At 62.9% G+C, this 24584-nt stretch carries 23 protein-coding genes; 13 read left to right on the top strand and 10 right to left on the bottom strand.

All coding sequences use genetic code 11. The features are described 5' to 3' along the window. Positions 1-265 precede the first annotated feature (265 nt). Positions 266-586 (bottom strand): UBP-type zinc finger domain-containing protein, encoded by a 321-nt coding sequence (locus tag RE4_RS13540; RefSeq protein WP_019746256.1) that lies wholly within the window; start codon positions 584-586, stop codon positions 266-268. Between the two features lie 26 nt (positions 587-612). On the opposite strand from RE4_RS13540, the gene RE4_RS13535 reads away from it, so the two are divergent. The 6 genes from RE4_RS13535 to RE4_RS13510 all read left to right on the top strand — a co-directional run bounded on the left by RE4_RS13535 (position 613) and on the right by RE4_RS13510 (position 8229). Then, the gene (locus RE4_RS13535; RefSeq protein ID WP_020905652.1) at positions 613-2208 is read left to right on the top strand and encodes a Na+/H+ antiporter; all 1596 of its coding nucleotides are present in this window, start codon (positions 613-615) and stop codon (positions 2206-2208) included. A 182-nt stretch (positions 2209-2390) separates the two neighbouring features. After that, the gene (locus tag RE4_RS13530; protein ID WP_020968021.1) at positions 2391-4010 is read left to right on the top strand and encodes an ABC transporter substrate-binding protein; all 1620 of its coding nucleotides are present in this window, start codon (positions 2391-2393) and stop codon (positions 4008-4010) included. 92 nt (positions 4011-4102) lie between these two features. Next, a complete protein-coding gene (locus RE4_RS13525) occupies positions 4103-5059 on the top strand; it encodes an ABC transporter permease (RefSeq protein WP_019746259.1) in 957 nt (318 codons plus the stop codon). Then, on the top strand, positions 5052-6146 hold the full coding sequence (locus tag RE4_RS13520) for an ABC transporter permease (protein ID WP_020968023.1): 1095 nt from the start codon (positions 5052-5054) through the stop codon (positions 6144-6146). The genes RE4_RS13525 and RE4_RS13520 overlap by 8 nt, the downstream gene beginning before the upstream one ends. Continuing rightward, on the top strand, positions 6143-7240 hold the full coding sequence (locus tag RE4_RS13515; protein WP_019746261.1) for an ABC transporter ATP-binding protein: 1098 nt from the start codon (positions 6143-6145) through the stop codon (positions 7238-7240). The genes RE4_RS13520 and RE4_RS13515 overlap by 4 nt, the downstream gene beginning before the upstream one ends. Further along, positions 7240-8229 (top strand): ABC transporter ATP-binding protein, encoded by a 990-nt coding sequence (locus tag RE4_RS13510; protein ID WP_021332638.1) that lies wholly within the window; start codon positions 7240-7242, stop codon positions 8227-8229. Before RE4_RS13515 ends, RE4_RS13510 begins: the two co-directional genes overlap by 1 nt. Here RE4_RS13510 and RE4_RS13505 read toward each other — a convergent pair whose 3' ends face one another. From RE4_RS13505 to lysX, 4 genes are all read right to left on the bottom strand, one after another. Beyond that, positions 8230-8829, bottom strand: a complete 600-nt coding sequence (locus RE4_RS13505) for a histidine phosphatase family protein (RefSeq protein WP_029254119.1) — start codon at positions 8827-8829, stop codon at positions 8230-8232. It lies immediately after the preceding gene. 5 nt (positions 8830-8834) lie between these two features. Further along, positions 8835-10244: a GGDEF domain-containing protein gene (locus RE4_RS13500; RefSeq protein WP_020905658.1), complete on the bottom strand. Its 1410-nt coding sequence runs from the start codon at positions 10242-10244 to the stop codon at positions 8835-8837. A gap of 78 nt (positions 10245-10322) precedes the next feature. Next, positions 10323-11213 carry an alpha/beta fold hydrolase gene (locus RE4_RS13495; protein ID WP_081098357.1) on the bottom strand — a complete coding sequence of 297 codons (891 nt, stop codon included), beginning with the start codon at positions 11211-11213 and terminating at the stop codon, positions 10323-10325. A gap of 13 nt (positions 11214-11226) precedes the next feature. Next, positions 11227-14583, bottom strand: coding sequence for a bifunctional lysylphosphatidylglycerol synthetase/lysine--tRNA ligase LysX (gene lysX / locus RE4_RS13490; protein WP_019746266.1), 3357 nt, complete (start codon positions 14581-14583; stop codon positions 11227-11229). Between the two features lie 88 nt (positions 14584-14671). Here lysX and RE4_RS13485 point away from each other — a divergent pair, with 88 nt between their 5' ends. Beyond that, positions 14672-14899, top strand: a complete 228-nt coding sequence (locus tag RE4_RS13485) for an RNA-binding S4 domain-containing protein (protein WP_003943569.1) — start codon at positions 14672-14674, stop codon at positions 14897-14899. 15 nt (positions 14900-14914) lie between these two features. Here the strand turns inward: RE4_RS13485 and rraA are convergent, their stop codons facing one another. Further along, positions 14915-15391, bottom strand: coding sequence for a ribonuclease E activity regulator RraA (gene rraA, locus RE4_RS13480; RefSeq protein WP_003943552.1), 477 nt, complete (start codon positions 15389-15391; stop codon positions 14915-14917). Positions 15392-15421: 30 nt separating this feature from the next. Next, positions 15422-16045 (bottom strand): TetR/AcrR family transcriptional regulator, encoded by a 624-nt coding sequence (locus RE4_RS13475; RefSeq protein WP_029254121.1) that lies wholly within the window; start codon positions 16043-16045, stop codon positions 15422-15424. A gap of 124 nt (positions 16046-16169) precedes the next feature. Between RE4_RS13475 and RE4_RS13470 the strand changes: the two genes are divergently transcribed. Genes RE4_RS13470 through RE4_RS13460 form a run of 3 tightly spaced genes read left to right on the top strand, consistent with a single transcriptional unit; the run spans position 16170 to position 19540 of the window. Beyond that, on the top strand, positions 16170-17393 hold the full coding sequence (locus RE4_RS13470) for a phosphotransferase family protein (protein ID WP_060938785.1): 1224 nt from the start codon (positions 16170-16172) through the stop codon (positions 17391-17393). After that, positions 17390-18553, top strand: coding sequence for an Rv3169 family protein (locus RE4_RS13465; RefSeq protein WP_020968030.1), 1164 nt, complete (start codon positions 17390-17392; stop codon positions 18551-18553). The genes RE4_RS13470 and RE4_RS13465 overlap by 4 nt, the downstream gene beginning before the upstream one ends. Positions 18554-18604: 51 nt before the next feature. Then, entirely contained in the window at positions 18605-19540 is a 936-nt protein-coding gene (locus RE4_RS13460; protein WP_060938735.1) for a tyrosine-protein phosphatase, read from the top strand. A gap of 10 nt (positions 19541-19550) precedes the next feature. Here the strand turns inward: RE4_RS13460 and RE4_RS13455 are convergent, their stop codons facing one another. Next, positions 19551-20126: a hypothetical protein gene (locus RE4_RS13455; protein ID WP_238076877.1), complete on the bottom strand. Its 576-nt coding sequence runs from the start codon at positions 20124-20126 to the stop codon at positions 19551-19553. 150 nt (positions 20127-20276) lie between these two features. Between RE4_RS13455 and RE4_RS13450 the strand changes: the two genes are divergently transcribed. Beyond that, positions 20277-20741 carry a GNAT family N-acetyltransferase gene (locus RE4_RS13450; protein WP_060938784.1) on the top strand — a complete coding sequence of 155 codons (465 nt, stop codon included), beginning with the start codon at positions 20277-20279 and terminating at the stop codon, positions 20739-20741. Positions 20742-20923: 182 nt separating this feature from the next. Here the strand turns inward: RE4_RS13450 and RE4_RS13445 are convergent, their stop codons facing one another. Then, a complete protein-coding gene (locus RE4_RS13445) occupies positions 20924-21820 on the bottom strand; it encodes an oxygenase MpaB family protein (RefSeq protein WP_060938733.1) in 897 nt (298 codons plus the stop codon). Between the two features lie 170 nt (positions 21821-21990). On the opposite strand from RE4_RS13445, the gene RE4_RS13440 reads away from it, so the two are divergent. Together RE4_RS13440 and RE4_RS13435 are read left to right on the top strand one after the other, a co-directional pair. Next, positions 21991-22449, top strand: coding sequence for a hypothetical protein (locus RE4_RS13440; protein WP_019746277.1), 459 nt, complete (start codon positions 21991-21993; stop codon positions 22447-22449). A gap of 154 nt (positions 22450-22603) precedes the next feature. After that, a complete protein-coding gene (locus tag RE4_RS13435) occupies positions 22604-22987 on the top strand; it encodes a helix-turn-helix domain-containing protein (RefSeq protein ID WP_029254127.1) in 384 nt (127 codons plus the stop codon). On the opposite strand, the gene RE4_RS13430 is transcribed toward RE4_RS13435, so the two are convergent. Further along, positions 22933-24381, bottom strand: a complete 1449-nt coding sequence (locus tag RE4_RS13430) for a histidine-type phosphatase (RefSeq protein WP_047889331.1) — start codon at positions 24379-24381, stop codon at positions 22933-22935. The two genes, RE4_RS13435 and RE4_RS13430, sit on opposite strands and share 55 nt — an antisense overlap. Positions 24382-24584 lie beyond the last annotated feature (203 nt).

Genomic DNA, 24584 nt, shown 5'->3' with positions numbered 1-24584 from the left:
TCGATCGCCGCACCGCCTGTACCCCAGATCATGGGGCCGACGATGTGGTTGTGATGTTTGGCAGGACTTCCTGAGGCCGAACCGTTCGGCGCGGCAAAGTCCAGCCGCACCTGTCGATCTGTTGTGCAGATTCTGCGTCAAAGTCCATCATCGGCATACAGATTGGGCAATAGCTACCCAGTGGATTGAGCAATGTGCGCAACACCGGGCCCTGTGCGCCGTGCGAGGTGGGCACTATGCGCAGCACAATGCGAGTCGTGCGCGCTCAATCCATCAGATCGTGGACGTAGCACCAGCGCCAGGATTCGCCGGGCTCGTGCGAGCGCATGACCGGGTGCGCGGTGTCGCGATAGTGGTTGGTCGCGTGCTGATGGGGGCTGGAATCGCAGCACCCGACGTGGCCGCAGGACAGGCACATGCGCAGGTGAGACCAGTTATCCTCGCCCAACTCGGCGCACTCCTGGCAGACGCCGGGCGTCAGCGCCGCCGGATCCGTTTCGGGCGCATTGGTTAGTTCCTCGCAACCGGTCGGAGCGGGTGCGGGCTGCTGTGTGCGAGCTGCTGCTCGCTTCAGGATTTTCTTCATCGCCTTCCATACTGCATGCTGCCAGAGTGAACGGCATATTACTGGGGGTTGTAGTAGCGGCGTTGCTGGTGGCGGCGGTCGCGCGAAGGTTCGGATTGTCTTCGCCGCTGATCCTTGTCCTGGTCGGTTTGATCGCCTGCCAGATACCCGGTGTTCCGGAGTTGGAGCTCGATCCGGACCTCGTCCTGTTCGTCGTGTTGCCTCCACTTCTCTACTCGGCGGCGCTGGACAGTTCATACCTGGCACTGCGGTCCAATCTGCGTCCGATCGGATTTCTCGCAGTGGGGCTGCCCCTGGCGACGACGGCAGCGGTGGGCTTTGTCGCCTACCTGATCGTGCCGGAGTTCTCGATTGCGGCCGCACTGGTTCTCGGCGCCATCGTGGCGCCGCCGGACGCGGTGTCCGCGAGCGCAATCGGACGCAAGCTCGGTCTGCCGCGCCGAATCATGACCCTGCTGGGCGGGGAGAGCCTGCTCAACGACGCCACCGCTCTGACGGCCTACAAGGTCGCTCTCGCGGCGGCGGTGGGTACCGGTGCGACACTGATCGGCGGCTTCGAGACCTTCCTCGTCGCAGCGGTCGGTGGAACGGTGATCGGCCTCGCCGTGGGCTTTGTCATCTCGAAGGTTCGCGGCAAACTCCAGGATCCGGTGATGGAGAGTGGAATCGGATTGGTGGTGCCGTTCTTCACCTACCTGGCTGCGGAAGAGGTCCACGCGTCGGGCGTCATCGCGGTCGTCGTGGCCGGATTGTTCCTCGGCCAGCGCTCGACCCGCGCGAGTTATGCGACGCGCTTGCAGGACACGGCGGTATGGAAGGCCGTCGACCTGATCCTGGAGTCCTTCGTCTTCCTGTTGATCGGGCTCCAATTGCCCAGTGTTGTCAACGGATTGCAGGGGTACAGCACCTCGATCGTCGTCTGGGCGTCGATTGCCGTGCTCGTGACCGTCGTGGTGGTGCGGATCGCCTGGGTGTTCCCGTTCACGTACGTACCGCGTTGGCTGTCGCCCCGTATCCGAGCGAGGGAGCCGGAGATTTCGGCGCGGGCAGTGTTCGTCGTGTCGTGGGCCGGTATGCGAGGGGTCGTGTCGCTGGCTGCTGCCTTCGCGATTCCGTTGACGGTCAACAGTGGTGAAGACTTCCCGGGCCGTTCGCTGATCCTGTTCCTGACGTTTGTCGTCGTGGTCGGCACGCTGCTGCTGCACGGCCTGACATTGCCGTGGGTCATCCGTGTCCTCGGTGTGCAAGGAGACGAGGAGCAGTCCGACGCACGCGCCGAGGCGGCGGCTCAGGACAAGGCTGCACGCGCTGCTGCGGCGCGCCTGGACGAATTGGTCGGAGCAGACGCCGACGACGTCCCTCAGGTCCGGAATCGTGCCGCAGACATTTTGCGAAGCTGGAACACCCACCGCGCGAACTCGGCGTGGGAGCGACTGGGACGCAGCGACGAGGATCTGGGGGAGAGCCCGTCGAACGCCTTCCGCTCGCTGCGCCTCGAGATGATCGATGCCGAGCGAGGTGTGTTCATCGCCGAGCGCGATGCCGGCCGGATCGACGACGAGGTTCTCCGCAAGGTACTTCGAGAGCTCGATCTCGAGGAAGCCACGCTCGACCGGGACTAGACCGGCTGGTCTGATGTCGGTGAGGGTAATCGCTGGCCAGGGTCGGTTTACCTGGCCGTTGAGGCCTGCAACTTAACCGATTCCACTGAGCGAGACTCGATCCAATTTTCTGTGCCTCCCGTCACAGACTGTTTCGTGTTCAACATCACGTCACGGTCTTACCCCGCCTTGGAGGCATTCGAATGAGTCGTAGTTCCCGCCGCGGAAGTCGCAGATTGGCTGCGGCTGCGCTGGCGATCACCGCAAGTATGTTCCTGGCGTCGTGCGCCGACAACGGCTCGAGCAATGGCGGCGGCGAATCTGCTGATTCCGGTTCCTCGCTGAAGATCGGCATGGTCAACGAGCAGGCCGACCCCGGCACTCCCACCAAGGGCGGCACGCTGACGTTCAGCGGCTACTCGGCGGTCACGACTCTCGATCCCGCGAAGGCTCAGGTTGCCGGCGCCACCGGCGGCAGCGAGCTCAGCGCCATCTACGACGTGCTCATGCGCTACGACCCCATCGGGCAGAAGTTCGAGCCCAAGCTCGCCCAGTCGCTCGAAGCGAGTTCGGACAGCAAGACCTGGACGCTGAAGCTCCGCGACGGTGTGAAATTCAGCGACGGAACAGCTTTCGATTCCAAGGCAGTGGCGGACAGTATCAACCGCTACGTCACCAACAAGGGACCGCAGTCGAGCCTGTGGGCTTCCAAGGTTGCCTCGATCGACACCCCCGACGCGACGACTGTCGTCTTCAACCTCGTTGATCCGTGGACGGGCATCCAGTCGATGCTCGCTACCGGACCCGGCATGATCGTCGCCCCGAGCGCCCAGCAGGGCGACCAGTTCACCCCGATCGGTGCCGGCGCGTTCACTCTCGAGAAGTTCGCTCCCAACGAGGAACTGCTGTTGGCTGCTCGCCCCGACTACTACGACGGCGCGCCGAACATCGACAAGCTCAAGCTGATCAGCATCGTCGGCGCTCAGCCCACCGCTGAAGCCCTCAAGACGGGCGGCATCGACGCCGCGTACATGCGTACGCTCACCCCGATCCTGGATCTGATCGAGTCGGGTTACCCCGGCTTCGTCGACATCCCGTCGCTCGGTTACATCGCGAACGTGAACATGGCCCCGGGTCGCCCGGGCTCGGATGTTCGTGTCCGCCAGGCGATGGCGCTTGCCGTCGATCCGGAAACGCTCAACACCCGCGTCAACAACGGCAAGGGACTGCCCGGCCAGGAGATCTTCCAGGACACCTCGCGCTGGCACAACGACGTCGCACCGATCGGCGTCGATCCCGCCAAGGCGAAGGAACTGCTCGATCAGGCCAAGGCCGACGGCTACGACGGAAAGATCACCTTCCTCTCCATCCAGGAACCGTCCGCCCAGGCAACGGCACTGGCCATCCAGGCGATGCTCAACGCAGTCGGCTTCGACGCTCAGATTGAATACGTCACCGGTGCAGGTGATCTGGTCAAGCGGATGTATGCCGATCACGACTACGACATGAGCACCGCCGCACTGAGCCTCGCCGAGGCCGATCCCTACGAGCGTCTGTACACGGGCATCAAGTCCGGCGGCCGCAACAACGCCACCGGCTACTCCGACGCCGAAATGGACGCTCTCCTGGACAAGTTGGGCGTCGCAACCACCGACGACGACAAGAAGGCAGTCCTGGCACAGATTCAGGAGCGCGCCAACGAGACCGTCCCGTGGCAGGTGTGGGGCAACGTCGCCGCACTCGACGTCTGGAACCAGAACGTTCACGGTCTCGAGCAGAGCCTCGACGGAATCGTGCTCTTCGACGGAGCTTGGAAGTCCTAGAGAGCCTGAAGTCCTGGAGAGCTTGAACCAAGACCTGAAATCAGAGGAACTGCTGTGTATTGCGAGCTCGCTGTCCGAAGGAGACGAAATCGATGAACATCGGCGCAATAGGTAAGAAATTGGGCCAGCTCGTCATTGTGATCCTGATCGTCAGCTTCGGAACCTTCGTGCTGGCATCACTGATCCCCGGCGATCCTGCTGTCTCCGTTCTAGGTGAAGGCCGAACGCCCGCCGAGTACGAGGAAGTTCGGCAGCAGCTCGGGCTCAACGATCCACTCCTGGTTCGCTATTGGGACTGGCTGACCAGCGCTCTCCAGGGCGACCTCGGTAATTCGCTTGTTCCCCCGCAGCAGGACGTTCTGACTGCGATCGGCTCGGCACTGCCCGTCAGCGTTCAGTTGGCCGTGATGGGTCTGGTCATCGCACTCGTCGTCGCCGTGCCGCTCGCACTCTGGTCGGCGCACCACGAAGGCGGCGTCATCGACCGCGTCATCAGCGCCGCGACGTTCGGTGTTCTTTCCGTCCCGAGCTTCCTCGCCGGTCTGTTGCTGATCATGGTCACCGTCAATTGGCTCGGCTGGTTCCCGCGATCACAGTGGGTGCGCATCGGGGACAGCCTCTCCGGAAACCTCTCACACGCAATACTCCCGGCTATCACCATCAGCCTCCTCGAGATGGCGATGTTCACTCGCGTTCTCCGATCCGATCTGGTGACGACGCTCCGTGAGGATTACATCCTCGCTTCGAAGGCGAAGGGAATGCCCACGCTGCGAGTGCTTTTCAGTGACGCGCTCCGACCGTCGTCGTTCTCGCTCATCACGATGATGGGTCTGGCTCTCGGCGGCATGATCGGCAGCACCGTGATCGTCGAGACGCTCTTCTCGTTGCCCGGAATGGGCACGCTCATCGTCCGCGCAGCGCAGCAAGGTGATTCGCCGATGCTGCTTGGCGCGGTGGTCGTGATCGCGGTCATCTACGTCCTCGTCAACAGTGCGATCGATGTTCTGTACACCTATCTTGACCCGAGGAGTCGTCGTGTCCATGTCTGAAGTGACGCCAGACGGAGCGGCCCCGTCGCCGGCCCCGTCCGAGGTGATGACATACCGGCAGCAGACAGTCCTGCTGGCTCCCGGTCCCGTCGAGACGTTGGAACAGCCCAAGAATCTGGTCCTGATCGGATCGATTCTCACGGTGATCGGCGTTGCGCTGCTCGGCACCGCACTCTTCGGTTCGGCCATCATGATGACCGTCCGCATCGTGCTCGCGCTCGTTGCCCTGGTTTTCCTCTTCAAGGGTCTCGGCAAGCTCGGTACGTCCAAGTGGGGCAGTCAGTTCGATCTCTCGTACTGGTTGGCATGCATCTGGCTGGCCGCGCTGATCCTGGCCGCGATCTTCGCACCGCTGCTGCCGCTCGGTGAGTACAAGGACACGGTCAAGACCTTGGCCGAGCCGGGCTTCGCCTCGCCGAGCCTGCTCTCCGATCACCCGTTGGGTACCAACAACTTCGGTCTCGACCTGCTTGCCCGCGCTTTGTTCGGTGCCAGGGCATCCTTGACCGTGGCCATCTGCGCCGTACTGATCGGCATGATCATCGGCGGCACCATCGGCGTCATGGCCGGTTACTTCCGCGGCAAGGTCGACGCAGTCGTCGGAATCCTGACCAACTCGCTGCTGGCCATTCCTTCTCTGGTGCTGTTGATCGCACTGGCCGCGGTGCTCACGTCGAACCTGCGCAACATCACCCTCGCACTCTCGATTCTCTGCATTCCCAGCATGGTTCGAATCGCCAGGGCCAACACCATCGTCGTCGCCCAACGGGAGTTCGTGCTTGCCGCGCGGGCCATGGGCGCCACCAAATGGCGCGTCATCTGGCGCGAGTTGGTTCCCAACGTCCTCGTTCCGGTCGCCGCGCTCGGCCTGGTGGCCGTCTCCGGCCTGATTGTCGCGGAAGCATCACTCAGCTTCCTCGGACTCGGTATCGCACAACCTGATCCGACCTGGGGCAACATGATTGCGGAAGGCCAGGGCGGGATCGTGGAGAAGCATCCGTTCATCGTTCTGGTTCCCGGCGTCTTCCTCTTCCTGACGGTGTTCTCCTTCAACCTCATCGGCGAGAAGTATCGGAGTAAGCTGTGACCACTTCAGTTCAGAACGGCGTTCCGCTACTGCAGGCGGACAACATCAGGACCGTATTCGCCACTCCGCGTGGCCAGTTGCGAGCAGTCGACGGTGTCTCGATCCACGTTTCCGCCGGTGAAACTCTCGGTATCGTGGGTGAATCCGGTTCCGGCAAGTCGGTTCTCGGACGCACCATCATGGGTCTGCTGCAGAAGGGTCCGGCTCTGGACATCAGCGGGACGGTGACGTTTGCCGGCCGCGACATGTCGACCATGAAGAAGTCGGAGATGAAGCACTTCTGGGGACCCGAGATCGCCATGGTCTTCCAGGATCCGATGACCTCGCTCAATCCGTTCAAGCGCATCGGTACCCACATCACCGAATCCTTGAAGTTCCACCTGGGTCTGAAGAAGGACGCGGCTCGCGATCGCGCAGCGGAACTCCTGTCGATGGTGGGTATCCCCGAGCCCAAGCGTCGGCTCGATCAGTACCCCCACGAACTTTCGGGCGGTATGCGTCAGCGTGTGGTCATCGCGATGGCCCTGGCCTGCGAGCCGAAACTGCTGATCGCGGACGAACCGACCACAGCTCTCGACGTGACCGTGCAGAAGCAGATCCTCGACCTGCTCGCCTCGCTCAACGACAAGCTCAACATGGCCGTCATCCTGATCAGCCACGACCTCGGTGTGGTCTCGGGACGATCGGATCGCGTCGCCGTCATGTACGCCGGGTCCGTCGTGGAAACGTCGGCCACCGAGGAGTTGTTCACTCGTCCGCGCCACCCGTACACCGAAGCGCTGATGGCCGCGATTCCGCGACTCGAATCGCCGACGCACACAGTGCTGCAGACAATTCCGGGTGGACTGCCGGACATGACGAAGCCGATCACCGGTTGCCGCTTCGCCGCTCGCTGCCGGTATGCCCAGGACGACTGCCTGACCGGCGAACCGGCTCTGGCTCCCGGTGGCCTGGGAGACAACACAACCGAAAGTCACACGTTCGCGTGCCACTACCCGGTCGACACCCCTGAAGGCACAACGGCATTGGTCGCCAACGAGAAGGCCGGCACTACCGCAGCGGGCCTGACGCTCGCGGTGAAGGAGATGGTCTGATGACTGCAGCAACCGAAACCAGAAAGCCCGAGACGGTGGACGCGGCCCTGACGGTCGAGGACCTGGTCGTCGAATTCAACGTCGGCAAGGGGCAGACCGTTCACGCCGTGTCCGGGATCAGCTTCACCGTCGCTCCGGGTGAAACATTGGGCGTTGTCGGTGAATCCGGCTGTGGCAAGTCCACAGCGGGCCGGGCGATCATGCAGTTGCCCTCACCGACGTCGGGCTCCATTCGCCTCGGAGAGACCGAAATGACGGCACTGGGCGCAGAAGAATTGCGTCGCAGCCGCACTCAGTTGCAGATGATCTTCCAAGATCCGATCTCCTCCCTGAACCCGCGTCGCAAGGTCAAGGCTCTCATCACCGAGGGTCCGTCGATCTGGGGCGGAAAAGACAAGGCCGCCATCGAAGCTCGGGCACGCGAGGTTCTTGCCGAGGTCGGGTTGGACCCGGACATGGTGTGGGACCGGACCCCGCGCGAACTCTCGGGCGGACAGTGCCAGCGTGTGTGCATCGCCCGTGCATTGATGCTCGATCCCAAAGTCCTGATCTGTGACGAGCCGGTCTCGAGCCTCGACGTCTCCGTGCAGGCGCAGATTCTGAACCTGCTCGAGGATGCGAAGAAGCGTCACGGGCTGTCTTTGCTGTTCATCGCGCACAACATGGCCGTCGTGAAGAACATCAGTGACCGCGTGATGATCATGTACTTGGGCCGCGTCTGCGAAATCGTTCCCGCAGAAGACATGCAGAACCGCGCGCTGCACCCGTACACGCAGCTACTGCTGTCGTCGATTCCCGATCCTGATGCCACCGTCACCGCAGCGCAGAACGTCGAGCAGAAGGTCATCGAACTGCCGTCGCCGCTCAATCCGCCCAGCGGCTGCCGGTTCCGTACTCGGTGCCCGCTGGCCACGGATCTCTGCGCCGAGGAAGTTCCCGAACTTCGTCTCGTCCAGGGCGGTCATCAGGTGGCGTGCCACAACGTGTGACTACACGCGAAGCATGTTGCGTACGTGACCGGTTTCGTTGATCGACCCGACCCTGCGGCTACCGTCCCGGGAAACAAGAATTCGCGTGACGGACACGTACTCGATCGGGAAGGTCAACGGACGCTCCAGCCCGAGTAGTTCCTGCAGAACGATATTGATGACGCCGCCGTGGCAGAAGATCGCCACGGTGGCGTTGTTGTCGGTTGCGGCTACGACGTCGTCGATCGCACCGAGGACTCGCGCACGAAAAGTGTCGCCGTCCACCGACTCGGGTAGCCATCCGGCCTTGATACGCGCATACGTTTCCGGTGCGCGTTCCAAGACCTCGTGCATCGGGATGTAGTGGGGCTGCTCGTAGTCGTACTCCGCCAGACCCTCGAGCTGGGTGACCGGAAGATCCAATGCCTGCGCTACCGGGTCCGCGGTCTCGAGTGCGCGCTTCTGCGGGCTACTGAAGAGCCCGGTGATCCGGTAGGGGGCCAATGCCGCAGGCAGCCGAAGTGCCTGCACGCGACCGGCGTCGGTCAGTGAGGGATCGGCGAAGCCTTCGGTGACCTCGGCCAGTTCGGGGAGCGCGTGTCGGATCAGGAGTAGTTGCACCCACGTCACCTTGCCATGTACAGATCGACGGCCACCACGAGGTTTCGGCCTTCGCGTTTCGCCTGGTACATGGCGGTGTCGGCGATGTCGAGCAGAGCGTCCATCTCGGCCATGGCCTGATCTACCCAGGCGACTCCGATACTGACCGTTCCGGCGAAGCCGCGGATGGATCGGGAGTGCGCCTCCTGCCTCTGCCTGATGCGTTCTGCCAGGGCAATTGCTTCCTCGAATGTGCAGTCGGCGGCGGCGACGGCAAATTCCTCACCGCCAAGGCGACCGGACAGTCCCAGTCCTTCGGTAGTGGCGAGGAGGGTGTTTCCGAATTGTTCGAGGACCGAATCTCCGGTGAGGTGGCCGAGGTTGTCGTTGATCGATTTGAAGTGGTCGAGATCGAGCATCATGACGGCGATCGATTTTCGCGCTGTGTGTTGGGTGTCGAGGAGTTCCTGCGACTGGGTCCAGAACGCATGTCGGCTCAGCGTTCCGGTCAGGGCGTCGCATTCGGCGATGCGTTGGAGTTCACGTTCAGCGCGTCGTTGTGCGCCCGTGGCGACGGCTACGGCGATGGGGGAGAGCGCCATCAAGATGACGGAGATCCTGGTGGTTACACCTTCGCTCAGCAGGTGAACCGGATCGGCCAGGGCCAACCGCCCCTGGCCCGCCATGATCAGCGCCCACGCGCTCCACCCAGCCGCGAGGAGCGAAGTGCTGAACAGCGAGACGCGCATCGCGCACCACAAGAGCGCCGGCATCGGAAGCAGCAATGCGAGGGCTCCCTGCACTTCGAGGGCCAGCGGGAGGCAGGCGAGGAGGGCTGCCAGCGGCAGAAGGATCTGGGCGACCCGTCGAAGTCGCAGATTCTGCCGCACGGACGGCCCGAACGTACGACGGACGTGGTCGAACGGAGGTGCGGAAAGAAGGATGGGCAGCACGATCAGATAGGTGCACAGGTCGGCGAAGAACCAACCCACCAATTCCGTTCCCGCACCGCTTCCTTCGTGGAGTTGAGTGCGCAGCGCGCTCGCGGACCCAGCCGTGAACGACGCCAGAACCGAGACGACGAAGATTCTGGTCGTGTACTTGGTCTCGGAGATCCGCCGCGGAAAACAGCCGAGCAAGTTCGCGGCGATCAATCCTGTCGTGACGCCGACCAGATTGATCGCATTCAGTTCGAAGGCCCTCTGCACGGGGCTTCCGGTCGCAAGATCCGCCGTCAGCAGCGCGGCGCCGCCGACAGCGAGTCCGATCGGCGCAAACGAGCGTGGGTTACGAAGGAGAATGCCCAGAAGGATCGCGTTGGCGGGCCAGAAGGTCGACAGAAACCCGGGCGGACGGGCGGCGATGCCGGCGAGTGCGACAACGAGTATGGCGACGAAGATCAGCGACGAGCGCACCCGGGTTGTCGAACGATCCATGGCCAGCCTGTCGTAGAAAGCAGAAGCTGTCCGAGCCTAGCAATGATCCGGCTACTGTCCGAGTTGTACGTTGAAGTGTCATTCCCGAGGGTTCGGCTGCGTGAGGCGCCGAATCAAGTTCGCCAACTCCTCGGGCTGATCGATCATCGCGTGGTGATGCGCCGGGCGCAGGACGTGAAAACTCCCGCCGAGGTAGGTGGCGAGTTTCTGCTGCTTTGCCATCCAGGCGATGGACCAGGGAGTGGTGTGGCCAGTGTGTGCGGCAACGACGCTGAGGTCGATGTCGGGCAGTGGATGCTTGCTCGAGTGTCGTAAAGCGGTGAGCTCCAGCGCCATATCGGTGTACGCGACGTATTCGATCATCGCCGCCTCCAGATAGTGAGGCTCGCGGTAGATCTTCCTGACCCATTCGAGGGTGGCTTCGGACGACCCGCTCGGCGGCACGGACTGGTTGAGGATCTTGCGCGTCGTGGTGCCGAGGAGTCGTTGGAGTCCGGTGGTGCTGAACGAGGCCGCGGCGGCCCGGGAGGCGATCAGCAGCAGGTCACGGGGGAAAAGACGTTTCGGTTCTTTCTCGGCACTGGAATCGAGGAGCAGCATCCCCGCCGCCCGATCGGGGAACAGTCGCGAGAAGCCTTCGGCATAGAAGCCGGCGATGGAGTGGCCGACGACGACGGCCGGACCAGTCAGTCCCAGAGTGTCGAGCACGTCGCGGATCCGCTGAGCTTCGCCGCGGACGGTCGGCACGTCGGAAGACGGCTCGCTGAGTCCGAAGCCCGGGCGATCGAAGCGGACGACGGTGTGGTCCGACTGGAGATGACGCGCGCAGTCATCCCAGTCGAACCAGTTGCCCGCCAGTCCGCCGCACAGGACGACGACGGGGCCGTCGCCCTCGGCAAGAACATGCAGTCGGCTCTCGCCGACCTGCAAGATCTCGCCCGGTGGTTTCACGTGGAACAATTCCGGCACGTGAGAATCCGGACTACTGACGCGGTTTCGCGAGGGGGAAGGCCAGCGTCTCGCGGATGCTGCCGCCCGTGATCAGCATGACGATTCGGTCGACGCCCATCCCGAGACCACCCGTCGGCGGCATCGCGTGTTCGAGGGCTTGAAGGAAGTCCTCGTCCAATTCCATCGCTTCTGGATCGCCGCCGGCCGCGAGCATCGACTGCTCGGTGAGCCGGTTGCGCTGATCCACGGGGTCGGTCAACTCGCTGTACGCGGTTCCGAGTTCGACACCCCATGCGACGAGGTCCCACTTCTCGGCGACGCCGGGGATGCTGCGATGCGGCCGGGTGAGCGGAGACATCGAGGTGGGGAAGTTGGTGTAGAACGTCGGGAACTCCGTGTAGTCCTCGACCAGGTGCTCGTACATCTCCTGCGCGATGGCGCCGGTATCCCAGCTGGACTGGTACGGGATCTCGTTGGCGTCGCACAGCTTCTGCAGGTCTTCGAGACTCGTCTCGGGGGAGACGTCGACACCAAGCTTTTCGGCGACGGCGCCGTGCATCGTCTTCACCGGCCACTCGCCGGAGATGTCGACCTCGACCAATTCGCCGTCCGGGCCGGGTCGCATGATGATTTCGCGCCCGAACGCTGCGACGGCCGCGGCTTGGATGAGCTCGCGGCACATCCGCATCATGCCCTCGTAGTCGCTGTGCGCCTCGTAGGCCTCGAGGATCGTGAATTCGGGATTGTGTTTGAAGTCGACGCCCTCGTTGCGGAACACGCGGCCGATCTCGAACACCTTCTCCATACCCGCGACGCACAAACGCTTCAGGTACAGCTCGGGTGCGATGCGGAGATAGAGGTCGAGGTTGTACGCGTTGATGTGTGTCAGGAACGGAGCGGCGTTCGCGCCGCCGTGCACCTGCTGCAGGATCGGGGTCTCGACTTCGAGGTATCCGCGACCACCGAGTGAATCGCGCAGCGACTTCACGACGGCGCTTCGGGCCTCGAGCAGTTCGCGGGCCTTCGGGTTGAGGGCGATGTCGAGGTACCGCTGGCGGACTCGGGTCTCGGGATCCGAGAGGCCCTTCCACTTGTCCGGCAGCGGGTGCAGGCACTTGCCGTTCATGCGCCACTCGACGGCGATGAGCGACAGCTCGCCCTTGCGGCTGCGCCCGATGGTTCCGCTCACTTCGATCAGGTCACCGAGATCGAACTCGGCAGCGAACTCCGCCAGCTTCTCCCGGCCGACGTTGTCCTGGTCGACCAGGACCTGGATGTCGCCGGACCAGTCGCGCACGTCCGTGAACACGACTCCGCCGTAGTCGCGAACCCTCAGCAGGCGTCCCGCGATGCGTACGCGGGTGCCCTCCGGCGACTTCGCTGCGGCTGCGATCGTATGCGTCGGCGGGTAGGCGACGGGGTAGGCGGCGATTCCTTCGTCGGCGAGTTGCGCGAGCTTGTTCATGCGCACGCGGACCTGCTCGGGTCGACGCGGACCGTTGGTCGTGAACGACGGCGCCGAGTCCGGCGGGCTGCCGTCGGCGTGCAGTCCTTCGGAAGTCACCAGAGCTGCCGGCACCGCCGCATGTGTTCCGGTGTGCTTGACGACCTGGCTCGACTTGCGCCCGAAACTGGGCAGAACCACAAAGCCTTCGGCGATGGCCGACGCGAATCCGACGCGCGGCAGCTCACGGTTGTCCTCGAAGCAGAGAAAACGCGGCTCCCAATCCGGCTGGTACTTCACGTTGGAGCGGTACAGCGCTTCGAGCTGCCACCAGCGGGAGAAGAAGACGAGCACCGAGCGCCAGATACGGAGGATCGGGCCGGCGCCGATGCGCGAACCTTCCTCGAACACCGAGCGGAAGACGGCGAAGTTGAGCGAGACCCGCACGACGCCGATCTCGTCGGAACGTGTGGCCAACTCCGAGACCATCAATTCGACGACTCCGTTGGGTGCCGTCGGCTTGCGACGCATCAGATCGAGCGAAACGCCGTTCGGTCCCCACGGCACGAGCGAAAGCATGCCGACGACGCTTTCGTCCTCCGTGCCTTCGCCCATGACGGCTTCGACGAGGAGGCAGTCGCCGTCGAGGTGATCGCCCAGTCGGCCGAGCGCCATGGAGAAGCCGCGCTCGGTGTCGGTGTCACGCCAGTCGTCCGCGCGGATGATGACGGCCGCCATGTCCTCGGGCGGGATGTCGCGATGGCGTCGCATCCGCACGGTGACGCCGTGGCGCCTGACGCGGGTGACGGCCTGGCGTACCGGGCGCATGTCGCGTCCGTTGAGGTTGAACTCGCGGGTGCGCAGGATCGCTTCGTCGCCGAGTTGCAGGACGCTCAAGCCTGCCTTCTTGTACGCCGTCGCCCCGGTTTCGCTGGCGCCCATGACGGCTGTCGCCCAGCCGTACTGCGAGGCCAGGTCCTGCCACGCTTCGATGGCGTGCGGCCACGCCTCGGGATCGCCGATGGGATCACCACTGGCGAGGCAGACGCCGATCTCGACGCGGTACGTGATCGCGGCCTTGCCGCTCGGCGCGAAGATGACGGCCTTGTCGCGGCGGGTGGCGAAGTAAGCGAGGGAGTCGTCGGCGCCGAAGTTCTGGATCAACCCGCGGATCGCGGATTCGTCGTTGCCGGTGAGGGCGTTGTTGGAGCGTTGCGCGCGGAAGAGCGTCATGACGGCGGCGAGTAGTGCGATGGCGCCGAGGAGACCGAGGACCGTGTTGACGAAGACGCGTGGATGGCCGTCGAACACCTCGTTGTCGACCGAAGCCGCCGCAGTGACGCGGTTCAGGGCCCAGAGGAATCGTTGGTTCTGCGGCAGGTCGCCCGGGAAGAGTTCGACAAGGCCCCAACCGATCACGGTCGCGACAGCCATGCCGCCGATCAGTACGCCGAGCGCTTTCCAACCGGCGCCGCGTCGTACGCGTGTGTAGAACTCGGGCCTCGCGGCGATGAGGATTCCGATCACGACAAGCAAAACGACAGCGGCGACGGCGTTGTTCGGGTTCTTGTCGACGATCGTGGAGGCGATGTTGGTGAGGGTGATCAGCGCGAGGTAGATCGTCAGCAGCCACCAGGCGATGCGCTTGCGACTCGCGAGGGCCGCGGCGAGCAGGGCGACGACGAGCGCCCACGACAGGCTCGTATCCGGTGCGTCGAAGTAGTAGCTGTCGATGTATTCGCGTGGGACGCGGAGGATGTGCCGCAGAACCGGCGAGATGCTCCACAGGAACACCAGTACGGAGAAGACTCCGAGGATCAATCCCGAGATATGGGGAACCTGGCTGAACCGCCCTTTGCGGAATCGCCGCGCCTGGCGCGGATTTTCGGGTGGCGATTCGACCAACTCTGCAGTGGTGTCCGATACCTCGGTCAATGGTGCCATCGAGCTTCCTCTCCTACCGGTCGATCAGATCCTCACGCTAAGTGTGGTCTGTCGTGTCCAGTTTTGTGGGAGGAGGAAGATGATTGACATGACCGACAACATTCCAGCAGTACCCATCCGCGACGAAATGATTCGGCTCGGTCAGTTTCTCAAGCTCGCGAACCTCATCGAATCGGGCGCGGAGGCCAAGGAAGTGATCGCCGACGGCATGGTTTCGGTCAACGGTGAGGTCGAAGATCGTCGGGGCCGCCAGCTTCGTGACGGCGATGTCGTCGAGATCGGCGGGATGGCCGCCAAAGTGGAAGCCCCCGCCTGATCCCGCGACTTCTGACTAGCTTTCGCGAACGACGACGCCGTCCTGGTCGCTGTAGACGATCTCGCCGGGGTTGAAGGTGACTCCGCCGATTTCGATCGGCACGTTCTTCTCGCCCGAACCGGTCTGAGTGCTCTTGCGCGGGTTGGTACCCAGTGCCTTGACGCCGATGTCGAGGGTGCGCAGGATCGCCGAGTCGCGGACAGCTCCGTTGACGATGACGCCGGCCCAGCCGTTGTCGACGCCGCGGCCGGCGATGATGTCGCCGACCAGGGCGGTGTGGATGCTCGCGTCACCGTCGACGACGAGGACTCCGCCGTTGCCCGGTTCGCTGAGGGTCTGCTTCACGAGCAGGTTGTCCTGGAAGCACTTGATGGTCGTGATGGGGCCGGCAAACACTTCACGTCCACCGAACTGGGTGAACTGCGTGTCGCAGCTACGGATGTCGGGTCCGATCTCGTCGGCAAGGTCAGCGGTCGCTACAGGCTCGGTCATGCCCCACAGGATAGTCGGCGGGGCTCGGGCCTAGTTGTCGTCGGGGAGTATGCCGTTCAGCACTATGTCGGCGAGAGAATCGGCAAACGGTCCCGGGTCCGAGACGTCGCGAACCGACATCGCAAAGATGGCCGCGCCCGCCATGATGTCGAGAAGAGCGTCGGCGTCGACGCCGCTTCGGATGTCGCCGCGCTCCCTCGCCGCTTCCAGTCGGCGGTTCAGCTCGACGCGGACTCCGGCCAGTTGCCGCACCACGAGAACGTCGCGTAATTCCGCGTTTGTGCGCACTTCGCTCATCAGTCCGGGCGCCGCGGCTCGGGTGGCGGGAGCGGCGAACAGTGCCACCGCGCCCTGCACAAGCGCGCGAATCTGATCCGCGATCGTGCCCTCGGCGCCGAGTTCGGTGTCGATGTCCGCGCCCTGTTCGACGTCGAGTACCGGATAGATCGCGTCGTTGACGATGTGTGCCTTCGACGGCCACCGACGGTAGATGGCCGGACGCCCCACTCCGGCACGCGTGGCGATGGCGTCGATGGACGTGCCCGCATACCCCTTTTCTTCCAACAGTTGCCTGGTCGCGTCCAGTACTGCGTCGTCGATTGCAGGGTTTCGCTGCGGGCCCAGGCGGTGCTGAGTTTCGGAATCTTTGGACATTTTGGGCAAATCCCTTGCGGTATCGCTGTGATGGCCGTTACATTCTGTCACGGCTTTAGTCGATACATATTGTATCGACTATCGGCACGTGCGCATCGGCGCCACCGAACCACGAGGAGTGGTGATGAACCTTCGAACCGAAACAGAAACCTCAGGCGGAGATCCCGACTACGCCGAATTCGCCAGGCCCGGCGAATCCCGCAATGACCCGGCCGAGATGCGACGCAGCCTCGAAGGCTGGCTCGCGAGCGTGCTGTGGCGAGGCTCGAAACCTTCCGTGACCTCGGTCGAGGTGCCCGCCGCGAACGGCATGTCCAACGAGACCGTGCTGTTCGATGCAACGTGGATCGAGGACGGGATTCGAGCCGAGCATCGCCTGGTCGCCCGTATCGCTCCGCGAGACAGTGCGGTGCCGATCTTCCCGTCGTACAACCTGGACCAGCAGTTTCGGGTCATGAGCGCCGTCGCAGCCCACACGTCGGTGCCGATCCCGCGCGTGTACTGGTCCGAGAGCAACCCGGACGCGCTCGGCGGCGAGTTCTTCGTGATGGAACGGCGCGAGGGCGAAATCCCGCCAGACGTCATGCCGTACACGTTCGGATCCTGGCTCTCGGAGGCTTCAGCGGACGACTGTTCTCGACTCCAGCAGTCATCGGTCCGAGTGCTGGCGGAGTTGCACGCTATGGCCGATCCACACCTGGCTCTCCCCGAGTTGTGCGGCGGCGGTGCCGAACCGACTGGGGCAGAAGCACTTCGCGCGCACCTCGAGGACCAGCGACGCTATTACGAGTGGGCAACAGCCGACGGACCAGGATCTCCGTTGATCGAGCGCGGCTTCGACTGGATCGAAGCGAACTTTCCCGCCGATGCCGGTTCCGCAGTGCTCTGCTGGGGTGACTCGCGGATCGGAAATGTCATCTACCGCGACTTCGAACCAGCGGCGGTCCTCGACTGGGAGATGGCCACACTGGGGCCGCGTGAACTGGACCTCGGCTGGATGATCTTCCAGCACAGGTTCTTCGAGGATCTCGCTGCCATGGCCGGACTCCCCGGAATGCCGGACTTCCTTCGTCGCGAGGCCGTGGCAGAGGTCTACGGCTCGCTTTCCGGCCACCAGGTTGCGGATCTAGATTTCTACATCGTGTACGCCGCGCTGCGGCATGCGGTGATCATGTTCCGAGTCCAAAGTCGCGCAGTGGCTTTCGGTCAGGCGGAATTCCCCGACAATCCGGACGAGATGATCCTGCACCACAAGACACTCGAAGCCATGCTCGACGGCACCTATTGGGAATCGCTCGCTACAGCCACGCTCACAACAGCGTCGGTCGCAACAGGAGATGCACGATGACACTGTCCCCGCTCGACGACTACCCGGTACATCAGATCGCCGAGACCATCCGCCACGTGGGCACCTCGGATCGAAACTTCTACGACCGCTACTACTTCAACTGCCATGCCGGCGTCGACGGCGACAGCGAGCCGCTGTTTCTCATCATCGGTCTCGGTCAGTACCCCAATCTTGGTGTGTGCGACGGCTTTGCGGTTCTTCGGCGCGGCGACGACCATATCGTCTTCCGGGCATCCCGCGCCTTGGGCGACGATCGTATGGACCTGTCAGTAGGCCCGTTGAGGATCGAGATCATCGAGGGTCTGCACCGTCTGCGGGTGGTGTTGGACCCGAGTCCCGAAGCGCCGGACCTGAGCTTCGACCTCACCTTCGAGTCCGACGGCCCCGCCAATCTCGAGGCCAGACATTTCCATCGCCAGCTCGAACGAGTCACCTTCGACACGCAACGATTCGTGCAAACCGGAACATGGTCCGGATCCCTGACCGTCGACGGCGACGTCATCCCGGTCACCCCGGAGACGTGGCGGGGTAATCGCGATCGATCCTGGGGTGTTCGACCGGTCGGCGAGGCGGAACCTCCTGGACGCAAGGCGGATCCGTCGATCGCCGGCAGTCAGAACTTCTTCTGGATCTACTCGATCATGCAATTCGGGGACTTCACCGTCGTCACGGTCGTTCAAGAGGATCAACAGGGACGCCGAATTCTGGAGGATGCGACACGCGTCTGGGCGGATCGTTCGCGCGAGCCGGAGTGGTTGGGTCGACCGGACCACCAGCTCACCTTCATTTCCGGCACCCGCGAGGTGAAGAGCGGAACTCTGTACTTCCGGCGTCCCGGTGCACCAGGCGAATCCGACCACATCCTGGAGATAACCTGCGAACCGATTCTGCCCAACTACATCGGTGTCGGTACGGGCTACGGACTCGAGCAGGATTGGCGCCACGGGATGTGGCAGGGAGAACTGGTGGTTCAGGGCCTGCGAGAGAAGGTTTCGGACATCGAACCGTGGAAGAAGATGCTGTGCCCGGTCGACAACTTGGCCCGGTTCACCCTTGTAGAAGACGGCGTAACTCGCACCGGGACAGGACTGTTCGAGGTAGCAGTCATCGGACCCCATCAGCGATACGGGTTCACCGGAATCGGTGACGTCGCACCGTAACTCCAGCTCACCAAACCACAAATCCCAAACTACAGCGAGAGGTATTGCCACATGTCCACACGCTCACGAATATTGTTCGCTCGCACTGCGAAGGCCGCCGCACTTGTTGTCACCGGAGGCCTGTTGTTTGCCGCTCCCGCCACGGCCATCCCGCTCGACTTGGGCTCTCTCAACACGGGATCGGTCGATCTCGGCTCGCTCGATCCTGTGCTCGCGCCGACACCGAACTTGGCCTCCGTGGCCAACTTTCGCGACGTCGCCGGCAATGACGGTAGGGGATACGCCACCGTCGACGGCTCGCACCTCAAGCGCGGCGTCATCTACCGGTCCAATGCGCTGACCGCGACCAGCGACGCAGACAAGGCGACGCTCACCGGCCTCGGACTTGCCGACGCCTATGACCTCCGCGGTTCAACCGAGATCTCCAACCCGTTCATCGGTGGCGCGGACAAGCTCCCGGACGGTGTGACGTACACGAACATCCCCATCGAGTTCAAGGATCTCACTCAGCTCGCCACAACGATCAAGTCGCCGGAAGAGGCCAAGCAGTTCTTGGTCGACACCAACCGCAGTTTTGTCACCGACCCTGTGCGCCGCGCCGGCTTCAAGCAGGTTCTCTCGGACATCGCTGCTGGTGACGGGGTGCAGTTGTTCCATTGCACTTCAGGCAAGGATCGCACGGGTTGGACCGCGATGTTGCTGCAGACCATCGCGGGTGTCCCCGCCCAGACGATCATGGACGACTATCTGTTGAGCAACACCTACCTTCAGGCGACCAACGAGAAGATCCTTGCGCAGATCTCTCAGGCTCTGAGCCCGCAGGTAGCGACCAATCTCGAGCCGGCCCTCGGTGTCGATGCGTCGTACCTGGAAGCTGGACTCGCGCAGATAGCCAGCGATTACGGAACCGTCGACGGTTATCTCACCGAAGGTCTCGGACTCACTGCGGACACGATCGCACTTCTGAAGGCCAAGCTCGTCGACTAGTTGCGCGCCGCTAAAACGCTTGAACGAACGAGTACCAGTCGCCGTCGAACCCCTGGTATCCGATCTCGCCGTCGCGGCGGGGCTTGCCGAGATATGGTGCGCCGTCGGGTAAGTACGCCAATCCGATCGAATCGATCAGACCGCCCTCGATGTGGAAGCGGCACCCGTTTCCGACGGGCCAGACCTGCAGGACCCGGTAGACGCCAATTGTTTGGTTGTCCAACGACTTCTGGCAGTCCGCCGCCACTGCTTCGAGAGAATCTTTCGACAATGCAAACGCAACACGCGAAGGGACGGACAAGGTCACGATCGCGCCGGTGACGAGGACTATCACCGGCGCGATCGTGCTCAACCGGAGCGTTTTGTACTTCATCCAACCAATCAGGCTGAGTATCAACCACACTCCACCCAAACCCAGCAACACTGAGGCGGCGAGCGCGAAAAACGGAAAGTACACAACCGGCGGCATGAAGGACCACACGATGACGCCGCATGTGAGAGCGACAAGCACAGCGGCGACAATCGCTGTCACCTTCCACCAGGATGCCGGACCTCCGCGCTTAGTTACCGGATCACCGTCAGTCATCGGACAACCCTCGCACAAGGCAGTAATTGTGGGATGGCAACGAATGGAATTGTTGCCACTGGTTTACGTCGAGGCCGTCGTGCGTTGAACCGAGAATTGGTCACTTTCAGCGCCGGCTATCTCTCTGATGCCGGAGGGTATGGTCGGATTGTGAATCAGGATCTGATCATTCGCCGCTACATACCGTCGGATGAGGATGTGGTCGTCGACCTGTGGTCGCGCGCTGCCCGTGAAGCCCATCCGTTCCTTACGGGTGAGGGAACGGGCGAACGGGAGCAGAAGATGCGAGAGGTCTATCTGATTCAGGCCGACAATTGGGTGGCTGAGCACAACTCCGAAGTTGTCGGCCTGTTGGGAATGATCGGCTCCGAGATCGGGGGACTGTTCGTCGCGCCGGCGTCGCAAGGGTTGGGCGTCGGTCGGGCGTTGGTGGAACACGCCACAACCATGCACGGCGAGGTGACACTCGAGGTTTACACCCTCAACGATCGCGCCCGCAGGTTCTATGCGCTGATGGACTTCGAAGAAGAGGGGCGCCGACACGATGCCGAGACAAACCACGAATTGATCACCCTGCGTCGTACTGGTCGCGACTCCTCCCTCATTCAGGCCTGAGAAAGGCGATTCAGCCCATCGCAGGGTGCCAGGAGTTCCACCACTCCACGATGGGAACCAGCCAGGGAGTCCAGATCTTCCAACTGTCACCGAGTCCGTACGGCGGTATCGGAATCATGACCATCGCCTCCTGAACGTCCCGCAGACAAACTCGTCCGTGAATCTGATGTATCCCAACGCACCTACGCTTGGGCCTGCTGGTCTGCCTGCAGGTGCTTGACCGGGCATCCCGTGGGGAAGGTGCCGAGGTCTTCGACCTTGTAACCGCTCGGGTAGCTGCGGATGTTGGGCAGCTCGCGGGCGAATTTCCGCTTCGTGCGCACCGGGAAGAACCGCAGCAGACGCGCACGGATTTTCAGCGCGCCGCGTGAGACGACGCGCATCGCGGTGCTCGGGTGCTTGTAGTGGAAGGCGTCGAGTAGGTGATCGTCCATGAGGGCGAACGCGAATCCCTTGACCAGAGCCTTCGGCGCCAGGTTGTTGGGCGGGAAGGTGCACATCAGGTCGAGGGTGGAATCGGCAACGGCCCGCGCTCCGGAGTCGAATGAAAAGTGTTCACGCTCATAGTCGTCGAGAAGTTTGACGAACCCCTCGTAGGTGTCAGGAGTGTCCTTGATGTTCATGTACCGACCCAGGTGGCGGTAATAGTTCGTCGACCCGACGATCTCGTTGTCGGTCATCTTCCGCCAGCCGTACTCGTCGAGCCATCTGACCGGGGTGACGACGAAGGTTGCCAGTACGTAGAGCATGTCGTCGTTGGAGATGTCGTACGAACCGTGCATCTGATTCATACGACGCACGCTCTTGCGGCCTTCGGTGCTGCTGAGGCCGTGCTCGAGGATGGCGTCGAGGATCAGGCTGGTGTCGTCGTAGCGCTTCTGAACCTTGTCGGTGAACTCCCCGGTGGAGAAGAGAAGTTTGCCGATCGAGGGAACGGCGTACGTGCGAAAAAGGGCGAAGCTGAGCGCCTGATTGATGTCCCAGGGAAACTCTTGCGCCGCGAGAATGCGCGACATCTCTTCGTAATCGGTTTCGGGATCGAGTCGATCCGTGCGACTGCGGAGGTCGTAGCGCTTCATCTGAACACTCCCTGGGACTGGTCTGCGCGCTGCAGAGGTAGGTGTGAGCTGCACCACCGACTGTAGTTCTGACAACACGCGTTGTCTAGGGGTGTGAATAGTCGACTTTCCATCGTTTCGGGCGTTGTACCAGGGGTATCCGGAAAGTGTTGTCGACCCGAGGAGCAGCTATGAGCGTCACACGCACGGCCGGGGTTTTTGCGGCCATCGGATTACCGATTGCCGCGAGCGTCATGTTCGCCGGAGTCGCCTCGGCTGATCCGCCCCACCCTTTCGGCGGCGCCGCCGTCACCATCGGGTGCCCGAATCAGGGGTCACTGGCCTCGTTGACCGGGCTCACCGGCCAGTCCGGACCAGAGTCCAATCCGCCCATCGCCAAGGGTGATATTCGCTTCGATTCGTTCCCGGCAGCCGCGCCCATTCCGGCGGCGGGTCAGGTGACCGTTGCGTGGGTCAACACCGACACGGGTAAGTCCGGAATCGTCGACCTGGTAGGGGCGTACCCGTATCTCTCTGCGACGGTGAATACCGGCGTCGGCAATGTCGTTGCGACGGCGTTCGGTTCGATCAATTGGGGCAGTAGTCCCATCTGCCAGTCGAATCCGACGATCGGCAGGTTCATAGCCTGATCTTCGGCCCCTGATCGTCACAGCCTGAACGGGCACAGGGTTGGCGGTATCGCGTGATTATCTGTCATCTCGGAGATACCGCCGTGTCCGTCCCATCCCATATTCTGAAACGTGTTAGTTGAAAGCATATTTCAGGGATGGAAAAGGTGGCGACGTGAACGGGTCGAGCGCGCGTCAGTTGATGAGCCAGATGCTCGTCGAGAAACGAAACAGTCTTGCGCCCGAAATGGTCGGCATGCGCTGCGAGGGTGCTCGCCGCATGCACGGCCTCAGTCGGCGTGATGTCGCGCAGATAGCCGACATCAGTTTCAATCACTATCAGCGGCTGGAACAGGGTACGTCCGTTGGTGTTTCGGCTCCGGTCATCGTACGTATCTGCGACGCCTTGTTGATGGAAGACGACGAGAAGGCGCGCATGCTGGCGTTGCACCAGGCATGGGCGCGCCCTCGTCGACCGCTGGCTGGATCCCGAGTTGCCGGACCTCAGGCCGCCGGTGAAATCTCCGGTAGGCAGCGGGCCAGTTCGGCCGGCGTGTAGAAGAAACTCCCGGCGCTCACCGGAGCGCACGGGGCAGCAAATGCTGTCTCGCGCTCGTTGTAGAGCATTCGGACCAGCCGATCACCGTCCGGTCCGGCGTAGACGTCCCACTGCACGTTGGCGGCCATCGGGCTGACATTCGCTCCGCGCCAGGGGTTGTTCGCATAGGTGTAGAGATCACCCTCGGCCTGCGAGACGGTGCTCCCCGGCAGTTTCAGGAGCGCAGCGAAGGGGATGATCGTTTCTGCGTGTGCAAACCGGAAGTCTGCTCCCGGTACGGCGGCGTCGCCGGTGTGTTCCTGCAAGCCGCGCAGGAACTCGTCGCGCAGGACGGTTGCCATCCGGTAGGTGACGTCTTCACCGGTGAAGCCAGGGCCCTTGGCGTAGAAGTCCTCGGCGTCGTTCGTGTACGCGAGCCACTGAGCGTCGTCGGAGTCGATGAACCGCTCGAAATTCCACTTGCCTTCTTCGGCCATGCCCGGAGTGATGATGTACGTGTTGTACAGCATGTACGCGGCGTCGACCTCGTTGTCGATCGTGCTGGAACCCTTGCCACGGTCGACGAGTGAGAACTCGCCCGCACTCAGCCGGTTCACGAAGTCCTCCGAGTAGAGCCTGAGCATCATGTGCCGCGAGACCTCGCGGGTGCGGGGAAGATCGGCGATCTGGTCGTCGACGGCTTTCAGTCGAGGATCCGACTCTTCGTAGTCCTTGTAGTCGGCGTTTTCATCCGAGTCGTGGAAGTAGAGAAGGTCGGCATCCGTGGTCACCGGCGCAACGTCACCGGCGACGGCCGGAAACGCACCGGTCAGGCCCTGAGCGAAGTTCTCGGCGCTGTCCACGGCACGGTCGACGCCCGACGAAGTCAAAGTGATGGTGCCCTGTTGCGCTGCGATGGCGTCGAACAATTGAGGGAGGCGCTCGGTGACGCGCGCTCCGAGCTGCCGATGTTCGGTGACCCCGAGTCCGCTGAGGTTGCCGTACCCCAGCTTCTTGTTGGCGTCCATGAGATCACGAAGCGCCGGGCCGAATTCCTTGCCGACGGGTGTCAATGCGTTCTCGGCTTCGGCGATTTCCCACAGCTGCAGGCTCAGGTCGTCGTACTTCAGGCTCGACAGTGCTCTGGAACCATGGCGCGCAACACTTTCCGTGTACACCGGGATGTATCCGGTCGGCGGCGCCTGATAGTCGGCGATGCGCTGGCCGGGAGTGTAGGGCGTCTTGGAGGTGAAACCGCCGTTGCTGACGGTCGGTGTCTCTGTCGAACCGGAACTCGAACCGGCGTCGAGCGAACCGAACGGTGACGCCGTGGCGATCGACTGGACGCTGCTGGTGACAAGCACGAGTCCGACAGCGCCGGCAGCGGCCAGCACGCCGAAGCGTGAGCTTCGCATGGTGAGTTGATCCTCTCCGTCGGTGCCGAGGTGACACGACGGAAGGAAAGTTAGAACAGCTAAGCGTCCGAATTGCTCCTATTTGCCCATGTGCAGATGGACGCGGGGTTACAAGTTTCGGATCCGCCGAGCTCAGGAGGGTTTGGCGGCAATCCCGATCGACACGGAGAGCGACAACGCGATGAGGGTCATGGCCAGCCACT

The sequence above is a fragment of the Rhodococcus erythropolis NBRC 15567 genome, from assembly GCF_001552595.1.
In the GTDB taxonomy this organism is placed as follows: Bacteria; Actinomycetota; Actinomycetes; order Mycobacteriales; family Mycobacteriaceae; genus Rhodococcus_F; species Rhodococcus_F erythropolis.
This window is presented reverse-complemented; position numbering and strand designations above follow the sequence as displayed.

Coding starts and splice junctions, on each gene's coding strand:
- RE4_RS13440 (WP_019746277.1), top strand. CDS start 21,991: ATGAGCGTCACACGCACGGCCGGGGTTTTTGCGGCCATCGGATTACCG.
- RE4_RS13475 (WP_029254121.1), bottom strand. CDS start 16,045: ATGTCCAAAGATTCCGAAACTCAGCACCGCCTGGGCCCGCAGCGAAAC.
- RE4_RS13455 (WP_238076877.1), bottom strand. CDS start 20,126: ATGACTGACGGTGATCCGGTAACTAAGCGCGGAGGTCCGGCATCCTGG.
- RE4_RS13510 (WP_021332638.1), top strand. CDS start 7,240: ATGACTGCAGCAACCGAAACCAGAAAGCCCGAGACGGTGGACGCGGCC.
- RE4_RS13445 (WP_060938733.1), bottom strand. CDS start 21,820: ATGAAGCGCTACGACCTCCGCAGTCGCACGGATCGACTCGATCCCGAA.
- RE4_RS13430 (WP_047889331.1), bottom strand. CDS start 24,381: ATGCGAAGCTCACGCTTCGGCGTGCTGGCCGCTGCCGGCGCTGTCGGA.
- RE4_RS13470 (WP_060938785.1), top strand. CDS start 16,170: ATGAACCTTCGAACCGAAACAGAAACCTCAGGCGGAGATCCCGACTAC.
- RE4_RS13525 (WP_019746259.1), top strand. CDS start 4,103: ATGAACATCGGCGCAATAGGTAAGAAATTGGGCCAGCTCGTCATTGTG.
- RE4_RS13530 (WP_020968021.1), top strand. CDS start 2,391: ATGAGTCGTAGTTCCCGCCGCGGAAGTCGCAGATTGGCTGCGGCTGCG.
- RE4_RS13465 (WP_020968030.1), top strand. CDS start 17,390: ATGACACTGTCCCCGCTCGACGACTACCCGGTACATCAGATCGCCGAG.
- RE4_RS13520 (WP_020968023.1), top strand. CDS start 5,052: ATGTCTGAAGTGACGCCAGACGGAGCGGCCCCGTCGCCGGCCCCGTCC.
- RE4_RS13485 (WP_003943569.1), top strand. CDS start 14,672: ATGACCGACAACATTCCAGCAGTACCCATCCGCGACGAAATGATTCGG.
- RE4_RS13460 (WP_060938735.1), top strand. CDS start 18,605: ATGTCCACACGCTCACGAATATTGTTCGCTCGCACTGCGAAGGCCGCC.
- RE4_RS13540 (WP_019746256.1), bottom strand. CDS start 586: ATGAAGAAAATCCTGAAGCGAGCAGCAGCTCGCACACAGCAGCCCGCA.
- RE4_RS13500 (WP_020905658.1), bottom strand. CDS start 10,244: ATGGATCGTTCGACAACCCGGGTGCGCTCGTCGCTGATCTTCGTCGCC.
- lysX (WP_019746266.1), bottom strand. CDS start 14,583: ATGGCACCATTGACCGAGGTATCGGACACCACTGCAGAGTTGGTCGAA.
- rraA (WP_003943552.1), bottom strand. CDS start 15,391: ATGACCGAGCCTGTAGCGACCGCTGACCTTGCCGACGAGATCGGACCC.